Origin of the sequence: Pseudomonas sp. Mn2068 (assembly GCF_049319725.1) — a bacterium.
In the GTDB taxonomy this organism is placed as follows: domain Bacteria; phylum Pseudomonadota; class Gammaproteobacteria; order Pseudomonadales; family Pseudomonadaceae; genus Aquipseudomonas; species Aquipseudomonas gingeri.
This window is the reverse complement of the sequence record NZ_JBMOUG010000007.1, coordinates 356,359-369,946: the sequence shown is the minus strand read 5'-3', so window position 1 is coordinate 369,946 and position 13,588 is coordinate 356,359. Positions and strand designations below refer to the sequence as shown.

Annotated in this window: 9 protein-coding genes; 3 read left to right on the top strand and 6 right to left on the bottom strand. The window is 64.2% G+C overall.

The annotated features are described in order from the left end of the window. Nucleotides 1-79 precede the first annotated feature (79 nt). The 3 genes from ACL9RJ_RS18620 (at nucleotide 80) to ACL9RJ_RS18610 (ending at nucleotide 3,299) form a co-directional block, all read left to right on the top strand. Nucleotides 80-985: a LysR family transcriptional regulator gene (locus ACL9RJ_RS18620; protein ID WP_017129414.1), complete on the top strand. Its 906-nt coding sequence runs from the start codon at nucleotides 80-82 to the stop codon at nucleotides 983-985. A gap of 158 nt (nucleotides 986-1,143) precedes the next feature. Further along, on the top strand, nucleotides 1,144-1,647 hold the full coding sequence (locus ACL9RJ_RS18615; protein ID WP_017129415.1) for a hypothetical protein: 504 nt from the start codon (nucleotides 1,144-1,146) through the stop codon (nucleotides 1,645-1,647). Between the two features lie 329 nt (nucleotides 1,648-1,976). After that, a complete protein-coding gene (locus tag ACL9RJ_RS18610; RefSeq protein ID WP_017129416.1) occupies nucleotides 1,977-3,299 on the top strand; it encodes an Nramp family divalent metal transporter in 1,323 nt (440 codons plus the stop codon). 46 nt (nucleotides 3,300-3,345) lie between these two features. On the opposite strand, the gene ACL9RJ_RS18605 is transcribed toward ACL9RJ_RS18610, so the two are convergent. The 6 genes from ACL9RJ_RS18605 to ACL9RJ_RS18580 all read right to left on the bottom strand — a co-directional run bounded on the left by ACL9RJ_RS18605 (nucleotide 3,346) and on the right by ACL9RJ_RS18580 (nucleotide 13,381). After that, nucleotides 3,346-5,481 carry a PKD domain-containing protein gene (locus ACL9RJ_RS18605; protein WP_422765537.1) on the bottom strand — a complete coding sequence of 712 codons (2,136 nt, stop codon included), beginning with the start codon at nucleotides 5,479-5,481 and terminating at the stop codon, nucleotides 3,346-3,348. A 407-nt stretch (nucleotides 5,482-5,888) separates the two neighbouring features. Further along, entirely contained in the window at nucleotides 5,889-6,992 is a 1,104-nt protein-coding gene (tssA, locus tag ACL9RJ_RS18600; protein ID WP_177118808.1) for a type VI secretion system protein TssA, read from the bottom strand. Beyond that, nucleotides 6,989-10,798: a type VI secretion system protein gene (locus ACL9RJ_RS18595; protein WP_177118807.1), complete on the bottom strand. Its 3,810-nt coding sequence runs from the start codon at nucleotides 10,796-10,798 to the stop codon at nucleotides 6,989-6,991. Before ACL9RJ_RS18595 ends, tssA begins: the two co-directional genes overlap by 4 nt. Next, the gene (locus ACL9RJ_RS18590; RefSeq protein ID WP_177108992.1) at nucleotides 10,795-11,556 is read right to left on the bottom strand and encodes a DotU family type IV/VI secretion system protein; all 762 of its coding nucleotides are present in this window, start codon (nucleotides 11,554-11,556) and stop codon (nucleotides 10,795-10,797) included. Before ACL9RJ_RS18590 ends, ACL9RJ_RS18595 begins: the two co-directional genes overlap by 4 nt. A gap of 18 nt (nucleotides 11,557-11,574) precedes the next feature. After that, the gene (gene tssK, locus ACL9RJ_RS18585; RefSeq protein ID WP_422765536.1) at nucleotides 11,575-12,906 is read right to left on the bottom strand and encodes a type VI secretion system baseplate subunit TssK; all 1,332 of its coding nucleotides are present in this window, start codon (nucleotides 12,904-12,906) and stop codon (nucleotides 11,575-11,577) included. A 43-nt stretch (nucleotides 12,907-12,949) separates the two neighbouring features. Next, a complete protein-coding gene (locus ACL9RJ_RS18580) occupies nucleotides 12,950-13,381 on the bottom strand; it encodes a type VI secretion protein (protein ID WP_370590967.1) in 432 nt (143 codons plus the stop codon). Nucleotides 13,382-13,588 lie beyond the last annotated feature (207 nt).

The window sequence follows — 13,588 nt, the reverse complement described above, 5'->3', positions numbered from 1 at the left end:
ACTCCACTCACTACGGAGTAAAATCTCCGCAATCGACTCACTGCCCCGTGGACGCTCCACGGGCGGAACAGGAGGAGGAATGGACAGCGTCAGCTCGTTCAATGTCTTTGTGCAGGTGGCTGAGAACCGCAGTTTCGTCGCTGCAGGGCGCTTGCTCGGGGTCACTGCCTCCGCGGTGGGCAAGCGTATCAGTGCCCTGGAAGAGGAACTCGGAGTGCGCCTGTTCCATCGCAGCACCCGCAGCGTCACCCTGACCGCCGAAGGTTCGCTGTTCCTCAACCGCAGCCGACGTATCCTGGCAGAGATAGAAGCCGCGCAGGCGGAACTCTCGCAGGCGCACCAGGCCCCCCGTGGGCGCCTGCGGGTCAGCCTGCCCCAGGTCAGCGAGCCGTTCCTTTCGGTCATCGCCGAATTCCGGTTGGCCTATCCCCAGGTGGACCTGGACCTCGACTTCACCGACCGCCGGGTCGATGTGATCGAGGAAGGTTTCGATGCCGTGATCCGCTCGGGCGAGATACAGGACTCGCGCCTGGTGTCACGCAGCCTCGGCACCTACCGGATGCTGCTGGTCGGCGCACCCGATTACTTCGCCAGGCACCCTTCCCCTGAAACCGCCAGTGATCTGCGGCACCACGCCTGCATCCAGTTTCGCTACCCCAATACCGGCAAGCTCCAGGAATGGCCGCTGCCCTATCCGCAACTGGAGCCGGAATTCCAGCTGACCTCCGCCGTCGTCTGCAACCAGCTCGAAGCCCGGGTGCGCTTTGCCCTCAAGGGACTGGGTATCGCCTACCTGCCGGAATTCGCCATCGCCGGGTTTCTCGCCTCCGGGCAGCTAGTCAGCGTACTGCCCCAGTGCACCGCCAGCGAAGAGCCCTTTCGCATCCTCTGGCCATCGGGCAAGCACCTGGCACCGAAGCTGCGAGCCTTTGTCGACTACCTCTGCAAGCATCTGTCGCTGATGAAAGTCTCGGGGTTTGTATAAAGTTTGTAACACTTATGAATATATTCTCTGCCCTGCCGATACACTTGTTCAGACTCGTTTATCACGCCTATTTTCGACAGGACATTCCCAATGGTTTTCTCGCAAAGACCCCGGCACGATGCTGAAACCCACGGCCACGTAGTCGTTGGGGGTCGGGTATGAGCCTGGGTTCGATCTCTGCCTGGGCCACCGCCGTGCGTTCGCGGGTGGTGCAACAGGATGTCGCGGCAGCCAAGAAGAACAACACCGAGAAGGCCAACGCCGACAAGGTCCTCAAGGACATCAAGCCCGATCCCAAGGCCCTCGACACGGACAAGATGGCCAAGGACCACCTGCAGTCGAAGTTCCAGGGATTCGATCCGAAATCGGTCACCCCGGAACAGTTGGCCAAGTACAGCGATATCCTCAAGGAACAGGGCCTGATCAGTTCCACCACGGCCAACCTGCTGTCCACCGCCGGCTCGCAGAAAAAACCGAATGAGAAATTCAACGCGCTGGACTATTTCGCCAACCAGATCAGCGGCCTGCAGAACAGCCCGACCAAGAACGAGCAGTTCGCCAACTACATGATTCCCGAGTACAAACGGGCGATCAACGTATTGCAGAACCTGCAACAATTCGCCAATTCCGGCGCGAGCATGTCCATCGACACCAAGGCCTGATCCCTCGGCAGCGGGCAGGTGTGGGAGCGGGCTTGCCCGCGAAGCTCCTGGCGCCCTCGAGGGCGCCTTCATCGCAATGCCGCCCCGACAAGCCCACACCCGTCACACACGACGCGAAAATAATCTTCTTGCCGACCTTCCACGCCCCTGGCAGCTGTAGCTCAAACATTTATTTGATTATGCGAATACTTATCATATAGATTCGTAAATATATGTTTCGCCGCCAACCGGGAGTCCCCGCGCAATGCCAAGGTCAACCAACAGGGCTTGGGCCGGAGCCTGCAAGCGTCTAAGCTGGGATGCCCATCTCTTCAGCCTTGGATCGCCGTGTGAAATTCAGCCTGCCGAAAGTTGCCACCGCCCCCTTCTGTCCCTCTGAGGTGAACGGCTCGATAGCAGTCGACAGCGGGGCGCCGTTCTTCAAGCGCGCCCTGCGCTTCGCCGGGCCCGGCCTGCTGGTGTCCATCGGCTACATGGACCCGGGCAACTGGGCCACGGCAATCGAGGCCGGCTCGCGCTATGGCTACAACCTGCTGTTCGTGGTGCTGCTGGCCAGCCTCGCGGGCATGGCCGTGCAATGCCTGTGCTCGCGCCTGGGGATCGCCACCGGTCGTGACCTGGCGCAGCTCTGCCGCGAGCGCTACAGCCCTCGTTCGGCGCGCACCCAGTGGCTGCTGGCGGAGGTCTCGATCATCGCCACGGACCTGGCCGAGGTGCTCGGTTGCGCCCTCGCCTTCCACCTGCTGCTGGGCTGCTCGCTGACCTTCGGGATTGTCCTGACCGCCTTCGATACCCTGCTGATCCTGGCTTTGCAGAACCGTGGGTTCCGTCGCCTGGAAGCGATCATGCTGGTGCTGGTGGCAACCATCGGCGTGTGTTTCTTCATCGAACTGGTGCTGATCAAGCCCTACTGGCCGGACGTATTCAACGGCTTCAAGCCATCGATGTCAGCGCTGAGCGAAGCCGCACCGCTGTACCTGGCGATCGGCATCCTCGGGGCGACGGTGATGCCCCACAACCTCTACCTGCATACCTCGATCGTCCAGACCCGGCTGGTCGCCAGGGACCGCGCCAGCCGCCAGGACGCGGTACGCCTGGCGCGGGTCGATACCATCGGTTCGCTGGCCCTGGCGCTGCTGGTCAACGCGGCGATCCTGATCCTCGCGGCGGCGGCCTTTCACCAGTCCGGGCACACCGACGTGGTGGAGATTCAGGACGCCTACCACCTGCTCGATCCACTGGTGGGCGGAGCCTTCGCCAGCACCCTGTTCGGCATCGCGCTACTGGCTTCGGGACAGAGTTCGACCTTCACCGGAACCATCGCCGGACAGGTCATCATGGAAGGTTATCTGAACCTGAAGATCCCCTGCTGGCAGCGCCGCCTGATCACCCGTGGACTGGCCCTGATCCCGGCCTTTATCGGCGTCTGGCTGATGGGCGAAGGGGCCGTGGGCAAGCTGCTGGTCCTGAGCCAGGTGGTGCTCAGCCTGCAGCTGCCGTTCGCCCTGTACCCGCTGATCCGCATGACCAGCGATGAACGCCTGATGGGCGAGTTCGTCAACCGCTGGTACACCAAGGGCCTCGCCTGGGGGCTGTTCGTGGTGATCAGCGGGGCGAATCTCTGGCTGATCGCGCAGGTGTTCAGCGAGTGATCCAGCAGCGCCCCGAGCCGGCTCGGGGTGCTGCTTCATCAATGGCTCACGGACAGGCATGGTCACCGAGCAATGTCCAGGCAGCCCCCGGCGGTGCGGTGTTTATCCAGTACTTGGCCGAATACAACTTGCCCTGGTGAATCACCTGGTTGCCGGCGACATAGGGCCGCCCGGCCTGCCAGGGCACCGGCAGCGGGCTGACCAGGCTGAAGGCGTCGGTCTTGTCCGGCGAGACACCACGGCTCGACCAGCCGGCGCGCCAGACCACCCCGTTGTACTGCACGGTATCGCCGCCGACATAAGTCTTGAGCGTATCCCATTGCGGGTATTGCCCGGCGTTCGGGTCGGTCGGCATGCAGCCATCCCCGCCGCCGGATCCGGCGACCACCCGGACAACCTGGGTTTTCCTGCTCTCGCGCCCCTGCGCGTCGCGCACGGTGAGTTGCACGGTACGGTTGCCCGCGGTGGCCGGAGCAGTCGCGTTCACGCGCTGGCTGCTGGAGCTGGCGGGGGTGAAGCCGGGCAGGCTCCAGGCATAAGTCAGCTGGTTGCCCGTGGAGGACGCCGCCGAAAACTCCAGGGACTTGCCGGTTTCGACCTGTCCGTCGGCCGTGATCACGGCCATGGGCTCGGGGCTGGACGGCTCGGCGCTGACCGTCACGGCCTGGCTGTCGCTCAGGTCGTCGCTATTGGTTACCGTCAGGCGGAAGATGAAATGGCTGCTGCGGTTCACCGGAGGAATATTCGCCCGCGCCTCCCGGGATGAACTGCCGGTGATGCTCACGTCCGGAGTCCCGTCCGTCTGCTCCCAGCGATAGCGCAACGCCCCGCCCGCCGGGTCGGAAGACTGCGAGCCGTCGAGCCGGACCACCGTTGGCCCGGTAACGGCGGAAGGCTCTGCCCGGGCAACCGCATAGGGCGGATTGGCCTCCACCGGGTCAGGGTAGAAATTCGCCACCACCGGCGCGCGCAATACCCAGACCCTGGCGTTATCGCTGACGTTCACAACCCCCAGGGGCGCCTCCTTGTAGGTGCGATAGGGGTTCGACCAGTAATTGATCACGCTGCAACGGGAACAGTAAGGCGCCATGATCGTGGACCAACGAATGTCGCCCGAGGTTTTCTGATGGCCGGAACCGTAGGGAAACACATTGCTCTGGGCTTCTTCCGGCGTATGGTCGGCACCGATATTGTGGCCGATTTCGTGCTGCACCGTGGTGCCGTCGGAGAAACACGTCCAGTCGATCGCCCCATAGGCCGTTGCCTTGGTCGAGTTCAGATTGGCCAGGCCACAGTAGGAACGGATATCGGCCACCAGCACCACCAGGTCGGCACGCTGCTCATCGCGCAGTGCCCAGGTCGGCGCACCGAGATCGCGGTCGGTGCGGCTCTCGATCTTGTCCAGCAACCGATCGCCATCCGCCTGGGCCTGCTGGGCATAGTTCGCGATATAGGTGCCGGCACTCTCGAACCGTGCGGGAATATCACTGTTGACGAAGGACTGGTTCGACTCCTCGATCACCAGGGCGGACTGGGCCTGAAAGCCCGCACTGCCGCCGAGCTTTTCCACCGCCAGTGGCGTAGCGACGATCATCACCCGGATCGTGCTGATGCCGTCACGCGGGGGCGACCCGCTTGCCGATTCCAGCGTTGCCGCGGACGAATCCTTGCGAATGACATGCCGATCCTGATCGTGTTCCTCGTCGAAGTGGCGCTTCTTGCTCTGGTCGACCTTTACCAGGACCTGCCCGCCCTGATTGAGCGGCAGGATCCGGTAGACCTCGCCACCCACCCGGACGATCCCGGTGATCTGGTCGGCGTTGCGCACCAGCACCACCGAATTCAGTTGATCGATCAGCCTCTCATCCCCGGCACTACCCTGGCTGGCCGCTCCCGGCACGGCGATCTCGCCGCGCCAGACAGCCCCGGTGGCAGTGGTGCGATAGAACAGCTTGTGCGCACTGACAATCCGACCATCCCCCAGCGGTATCTGCAGCACATCGAGTTGATCGGACAGCAGATCCGCATGCGCCTGCACCCGATGCACCGAAGTAAACGCCTGCACGTCCAGGATCGACACCAACGCCGGGTCAGTGGTTTGCCGCATCTGCTGGGGCGATTGCGCGGGTTCGATCGTAAAGAGGCTGTCTGCCGCCCATGAGGCCGGGGCAACGGTCAGCATGAAGAGAATCCACGCGAACAAGCCGTCGCGTTTCCATGAGCCGGATCGCACACCCGACAAGTGACAAGTCATGACACCCTCCCATTCGAACGGACAAAGCGCTGCCTTGGCAGTTCGCACATTGGTGTTTTCGTGGGGGTGCTGGTGACGATCGACTACGCGCTACAACTGATGGGTACGTGAACACGCACCCTACGACTCAAACGCCTGCTCGCCGGCATTCGAAAGCCGTTTCAACACGACGGGGAACTGACTTGATCACTGCGCCTACTGCCTTTCCCAGGTGAAACAGACATCCGGCCCCGACCAGTACCCTGGACAGTAAGGCCTGTTGCACTGCTCTGGCTGCAATACTCACGACAGTCTAGACGTAAAATCGCCAGGCCAGCGACCTTGCCCGAGAATTGTCACAACACGCCCAGCAAGGTCCACACCCGCCGCGCCTCGGCATCGGAGGAGATCAGCTCCGACAGCAGCTCGTTCAACGGTTTGTTGCCCCACTCCACGGCCTTCTTCACCACATAGGGCACCGGGCTGTGGGGCTCGGTCTTCGCCAGGTAGTCGGCGATCAGCAGCAGTTGCCGGTAAGCCTCCTCGCGATTGCGCGGCGCGGCCGGGCGGGTTGCCTGCTCCGTGGCCTCGGCAGCGGGTGCCGGCGCAACCGCCCGGTCCTCCTCGACAGTGTTCTCGATCGGCGCCACGGGCGGCTCCGGCTGCTGCGGGTGCATGGCGATGAACTCCCGGGTCAGTGTGCTCAAGGCCTGCATGATCTCACGCAAGGGCCTGCAGGTCGGGGCCAGTTCCCCCAGGTAGCGGTCGGTCCACTGCTCCAGCGCCTCCAACTGGCGCAACGACGCCAGCAACAGGTTCTGGCTGTGCAGCCACCAGGACAGCGGCGTGGCGCGGATCAGTTCATTGACCTTCTGCTGTTCCAGCCGCGCCGTCTCGACGATGGCCTTGGCGTTCTTGTTGTCGCCGGTGAGCACTTGCCGGCCCTGCAACTGCTGCCAGCCATACAGACTCAATCCGGCCAATCCGTTGCTGCCACCGGGGGCGAACAACGGCACCCGCGTATGCAGCACCTCGGCATAGCGCCGCACCAGCCAGTCCACCGGCGTCACCCGCCAGGACTGGTCGCCATCCTCGGCCTGCGGATGCACCTGCTCGGGATAGCGCTCGCACAACCCCAGCAACAACGCCAGGGCCGCCTGCAGGCCTTCGAGCCCGTGACGATGAAGCCAGGCCTCGCCGAGCCAGGCGGCGACCATCAGGTCCTTGCTGCGCCCCACCAGGATGTCGCTGGCCAGCTGTTCGACGCCGGCCCACTCGGCCCGCTTGATCTCCTTTTCCCAGACCCCTTTGGGCAGGCTGGTGTCATCCTCGCGCCGCAGCTCGCGCAGGCGATCGTAATCGGCTTCGTAGCGCAGGTTCTGCCCGCAGGGCGCGTCCACGGAAATCGCTTCGAGCAGCGGCTCCACCAACAGCGACAATCCTCCATCCGGCTGACTCATAACGCCCCCTGATTACCGGTCACGGTGCTGGCCGTGCCAAAACTCGAAAAAGGCGACGACGGTGCCCGCACCGGCAGCGGGGCCAGCGACAACGGCAGCTTGCCGCCCTGGGTCATCAACGACAGGCGGATAAACATGGTGGTCTGGCTGTCACCATTGACCGAACCGCGCACCGGCAGGCGCAGGGTCAGCGGAAAATCGGTGTAGTCCATGCTCGGCTGGCGTATCACCGACAGGTGTGAACGCATCATCCGCAACAACGACCAGGGCCCGCCATACTCCCAGCCGGCTTCCAGGTCGGCCACCGCCAGGCTCGGCTGCAACGGATCGCTGACCGGCCGCTCGGGTCCGTTGCGGGCCCAGCGCAGGGTCAGGCGGATCGGTTGCCCGACCATCCAGCGCAAGCGCTGCTGGGCGTCTCCCGGGTAGTTGATCTGCTGGCTGCCGGCATTCAGGCCCCAGGCGATCACCTGGTCAGCACCCCGCTCCTCCTCGCGGTCGGTACGCCAGCGCACGTCCATGTCGAAGCCGATCATCCCGCTCGGGTCACGCTGGAACAAGGGCCCGAGCCAGACCCGCGCCTGTTTCAGGCGTTCGAGGAAATCCGCCGCCGCCAACCGCTCGGGTGACTGGCTCAACACCAGTCCGGCCTGGGCCTTGGGCAGGCGTGTATCGATCAGCTCCAGCAGGTGCTGGACCCGCGCCGGCTCGGCGTCAGTCGCCTGGATACCGTGGGAAAACGGAAAACGCTCGGACAGGTACTGGTTGAAGTAGCCCGCCAGCTCGTTCCAGGCACTGACCGCCTGTGCCTGCTGCAACGCCTGGCAACGGCGCATCGCGCCCTGCTGCAAGGCCACTGCCCGCAACGCCAATTCACCCTGGCCGGCCGGCAGGTTGGCCGACGAGAGGATCTGTCCACAACTGCTGGCGTCCATGTCGATAAAGTCGCGACTGACCAGTTGCTCGATCAACGCCGGCGAGCTGGCCGGGTTCTGTTCCTTGTACTTGAGCAACTCATCGTGCAGGGAGTTCAGGCGCGTGAACCGCTCATAGTCCCCCGCCCCCAGGTTCTGCTGCTGGGCCCGGAGCCACTCCAGCGCCGGTGCCCGCGCCTCGGCAATGCTCTGCATGCTGCTGAACTGCTGCTTGAGATCGAGCTTCAGGTCCGGTACGTCGTTGGCCCGGAACAACTGCAGGCCGAGGTTCTTCGACCCGTCCCAACTGTCGATATCGACCCGTTCATGGAACACCGCCTGCGCATTGATCTGCTCCAGGCCGCTGCCGACCTCGGCCAGTGCCCGGCGATTGAGGGAGTTCTGCAGGTTGCTCGCCAGGTCCGCCCGCTTGAGTTCGATGAACGCGCTTTGCACCGCCAGGGCCTGATCGGTCTTGATATTGAACGACGCCGTCCCCGGAACCTGGCCACGACTGCTTTCCAGGCTCAGCCACATGGCCTTGGCCGCGGCATTCTCGGCGGCACGCAGCATCGGCCCGCGATAGGCCGGCGGGATACGCGGCATTTCCTCGCTGGCGTAATTCTTGTAGCTGGAAAAATACGTCAGGGCATTGTTCAGGCCGTCGCTGTCGAGGCTCTGATAACTGCCCCCGGCGCTGTCGTCGGCGCGCATGGCCATGGCGACGAAGTCGCGACGGAACAGCGCCGCGATGGCGTTGTTCAACTGCAGGACATGCTCCTGCAACACCAGTTGCCCGCTGCCCTGCTGGATCAGCAGGTTGCCCCGGGAACCGGCCTTGGCGATCCACTGGTCGCGGAAACTCTGCTGCAGCCTGGACGCCTGGTCCTCCAGGCTCTGCTCCAGTGGTGCGCCGAGCAGCGCGCTCTGGCGCACCTTGTCCATCAGCGCACTGTAGCCGGGGACCAGATCCTGGCCCTTGCCCCGGCTCCATGCCGAGTTGGTCAGGCTGACGACCGCCTGCAGGTCGTCAATCATCGCCTTGAGGTCTTCCAGCTCCGTCAGGGAATTCACGGCACCGGACTCCAGCTGGTCCAGGTGCAGCTTGAGGTAGCCGGCCTGGCGGACGAAGTTCTCGGCCAGGTAATACTGGTCCAGCCAGCGCCCCATCAGTTCCTTGAAGTTACCGCCGATGGTCAGGCGTTCGGTGGGCAGGTCCAGGTGGATCAGGTTCGACAGCTCCATCTTCGCCAGATGCTGGTTGTAGAACGCCGCCCGGTGCAACGTCGCGGCGTTGAGGTTGAGGCCCAGGGCCAGGTTGCCCAGGGACGCCAGGTCATCCAGTGGCGTCTTGCGGTTGTTCCCCGCCTTGGTGAACAACAGGTATTGCTGTTCCAGCGCCGTGGCCCGCTCCACCAGGTCCCTGGACTTGACGTAGGTCTGCCATTGCGCCGGATCCTCGCTTTCCAGATTGGGACGCCGGTCGGTGTTCTGGATCGCCCTGAGTTGCGTCAGGTTCATCTGCAACAGATCACGCAGCGGCAGCACCATATGCTTCATCGCCACTTCCCGCAGTATCTGGTCACGCTCCTGGTCGAGATAGGAGAACCACGAGGTCGGCAATACCAGTGAGGTGAAGTGCCAGCGCGGCGACTGCTCCATCAGTTGCCAGAACGCCTGCACATTGCGCCGGGTCGGCCCCAGCCGGTGATTATCATCGACGACCGTGACATAGCCCTTCTGTGCCCCCTCCAGCAGGCGCGCCAGTTCCCGGGCATCCTTGAGCGAGTCCTGCCAGATCCAGACCATCGCCACCGCCCAGACCAGCCCGACAAGCGCCGCCGTCACACCGACCACCCGCTGCCAGCGCTGCCGCAACCGCAACAGCCGTGGCACCACCTGGGCCAACCCCTGCTCGGCGACGATCCGCCGTTGCCAGAGCTGCCGCGAGAAGGTGCTTTGCAGCAGCGGGATATCGCTGGCGGAAAACACCGGAGCCGAGCCCGGCGCCTCGCTGGCGGTGAAATATATCCCGCGAAAGCGCGGTGCCTCGTTCTGTGCATTGCCCTGGAAAACCGGATCGAGCAGGGTCTGCAGGTTGCGGCGCAGGGCCTCGAAACGCTCCGGCAGGCCGTACAGGTCTTCGCCCAGGTGCCCGGACAACGCGCCGACTTCGGTGATCGCCTCCACCAGCACCCGTGTCACCTGGTCCAGCGCCTGGTCGCTCCACTCCGATTGCCAGAGGGTTTCCGGGGCGAACGGCGAGGTCCAGCCGAGGGTCCGTTCGCGGGACTCCTTGGGCAATGCGGCGATCAGTTCCTGGAAGCCGGGAATCTGCTCCATCTCGGTGACTACCACATACACCGGCAGGCTCAGGCCCAGGCGCTGCAACAGATCGATGAAACGCCGGCGGGCAGCGATGCCCAGGGCCGCCGCCTGTTCGTCATCCCACAGGCGACTGGCCGAGACGGTCCAGATCACCCCGTCCAGCGGTCGCCGGGCACGCAGGCGCAGGATCAGGCCGAGCAGGCGCCACCAGCTGCCACGCTTGAGCTTGAGTCCTTCATCCGGCAGGAACAACGACTCCGGCACCACCAGCACCGCGCCGTCGGGATCGGACCACCAGCGCCCGAACCAGGCCGGCTTGTCCGTGGGCAGCAGGTGCCAGCTGGAACACAGCTGCGCGCCCTGGGCATCGTTGCCGAGCATCAACAGCCAGGGCGACTGGTAGCGGTCCTGTACTCCCTGTTCCTGCTCCATGTGCCGCACGGCACCGTAGAAACTGCGAATCGCCGCGCCGCTCTGGGTGCGCAACCACCAGATCGCCACAGCCAGCAAGGCCAGTACCAGCAGCACGCCGACCACCCACGCGACAATCGCCAGCGGGCTCATGGATTCTGCTCCGCCGAAGCATCAGGGCCGTCCTGCTGGATCGCCGATTGCACCTGCGCGTTGATGTCGTACCAGAAGTAGTGGCTGAGACCGATCAGCAGCAGCGTCCCCGCGAGAATCACCAGGCCCAGGCGCAGGCCGTCCGGCAGCGACTGGCGAATCGGCAGACGCCGCGCCGGCACGTTGCTCGGTCGTTCGAGGCAATCGCTGACATCGACATAATCCGCCTCGCGCTGCCAGGCGAAGGCAAACAGCGCATGGCGCCATTTCTCATGCAGGGCCAGCCCGCTTTCCCCGCGCAGGCGCCCATGGAAGCCGAGGATCAGGCATTGCAGGTAGACATTGGCAAGATCACGACTGGCGGGAATCTCGTCGGCCAGGAGTTTCTCGATAGCCAGGGGGATCTGCTCGCCGGCATGGCGCGAGGCATACAGCAGCGACTCCAGGGGGTCGCTCTGCCAGGTCGGCTGTCCCGGCCAGGTGGCGTACAACAGGGTTTCATCAACCAGCGCGACAAAGGCATACACCGTGGCCTTGACCTGATGCTCGGCCGAGTCACCGACGCTGGCAAACGCGCTGCGCCAGAGCTTGCGACTGATCTTCGTGGAAAACTCCGCCACCGTGCCGACCTGCCGTGGCACGTCCTCGTCGTCCTTGTTCAAGCCGTTCCAGGCCTCCAGCCACTCCAACCAGGCCTGGCGAAAGGCGCTGCTCAAGGGTGACTGCTGCAACCCCGTTCCGACGCTCCCATCTGGCATTGCCTTCCCCTTCCTTGACTACGGTGCTTCGCTGGCCTGCTCGACGAACAGGACGATCTGCCATGGGTTGACCGCCAGCTTCGAGGCCGGGGCGATGATGTGCAGCGGTTGCTCGGGGTCGAACCACTCGCCGCGGGCCTCGACGACAAACAGCCGGGTGTCGCCGCCGACGCTGTAGGCCACCTGCTCCTGGCGACTCATGACCTGGTGCCGCAGCCCGGGCATGCGTTGCCGGGCCAGCACGGTCAGGTTGCTGTCGGAGGCGATGATGGTGCGCTCCAGCCATTCGATCGCCGCGCTTTCACCGGCCCCGGCGGGCATCCGCAGGCCGATCACCAGGCGCTGCTCGGGCTGGCGCTCGGGCAATTGCAGGGAGAACAGCTCGCCGGACTGCTCGAACGGCAGGCAGCGATAACCGACACGGATCAGTTCCAGGCCGAGCTCGAGCCAGTTCAGCACTTCTTCGTAGCCGCGCTGCAGTTCCAGATAATCCAGCGGCATGAACGCCGGCACACCGGCCAGCGGGTCGAGCACCGACCAGCCCCCGGCCATTCCCAGCAGCAGCCCATGCAGGTCCCGGGGACTGGCGACGCGGCTGTTCAACAGGCCTTCGACCTCCGGCAGGCGGGCCCAGAGCGCGCCGAGCTGGCGGCGGATTTCAGCGGCATCTTCCTGGCTGCCCGCCTGTTGCGCCTGGCGCAGGCGACCGGCGAGAAACAGGCATTTTTCCCGGCTCCGCGCGCACAGAGCCGCGACTCGCCGTCCCAATGGCGACTCCGGCAGCAACCGCGCAGTCGGCGGCACATAGGGCACCTGGACAAAGCCGCCGCCCTCCTTGCGGATACGCAGCAGCGGCAGGCACACCGAATCGGCCTTGTTGGTGTCGGTGCACAGGTGCGGATTGGGCCGCCAGACCGTGACCGGCTGCGGATTCTGGCCGCTGGTGAGGTCCTGCAGCGACTCGCTGGTCAACGATTGCAGGCGGCCCTTGAGCTCGCGCAACTGCCCCGCCCGCCAGAGCGGAGTGACCGCCAGGTACACCGTGACCATCGAGTGAATCGAGTTATCGATGGCATCGCCGACGTCCAGCTCGAGGCGCGCGCCATCGGCGGCGTCGAGGGTCACCGGCAAGCCGTCGGGAAAGGTGGCCTCCAGGGACAGGATCCGCACCTGCCCGGCGCACAGCGCGGAGGGATCGATCTCCAGTTGCTCGACCCCCCAGAACCACGGGTTGCCCGCCTTGGCCAGGTGCGCGGCCAGGACCTCGGCCCGCAGGCCCTGCAACTGGAAGTGCTGGGGCAGCAACTGCATCCCCTCGTACCAGCAGACCGCATCAGGTAACAGACTCATACGTCTCCCTTCGACATCCGATAGTGCTCCTGAGCGGCGCGGATCAGCGATCGGCCGGATTCAACAGACTCATTTCCCGGCTGTTGAACTTCAGCCAGGCCTCCCGCTGGTCGTCTAGCCTGAGCCGGTGCGCACCGGGAGTGTTATAGCTGGCGAACACCAAAAGTCCAGCCGCCTTCTCGCCCTTCAACGGGAAGTCCTGCTCGGCGACAAACTGCCCGGGAACCAGCTCCAGTCCCCACACGCTCAACTGCTGGCGATAATCACGCTGGAACTGCTCACGCTCGCCGAACCACTGCTTGGCGCTCATCCCTGCCAGTTGCTTGAGCAGGTCGGGGTCCTTCACCGCAACGAAGTCCACGGCAATCGGCGTGTTGTCGTTGGCCAGGGGCGCCACGTCCAGCGTGAGGCTCGCCACACCGACCTTGGGTCCGAAAAACGAGCAGCCGGAAAGTATCAGCGCGACTACAAATATAAGAATTTTCTGACACAAAGTTGAATTTTCCCTTTCTTGTGTAGGTCATATGGCGTTTTGCCTTGCTTTTTTATAGACCTGTTCTAGCTTCTTGGGTAGTTCGTCATCGCGACGAATCGGAGGGACCGTCGAAGGATTGGCAGGATCGCATTCTCCACCCCCTGTCTGGCTTTCGCGGTTCGGCAAGGGATGCGATCACGGGCAACC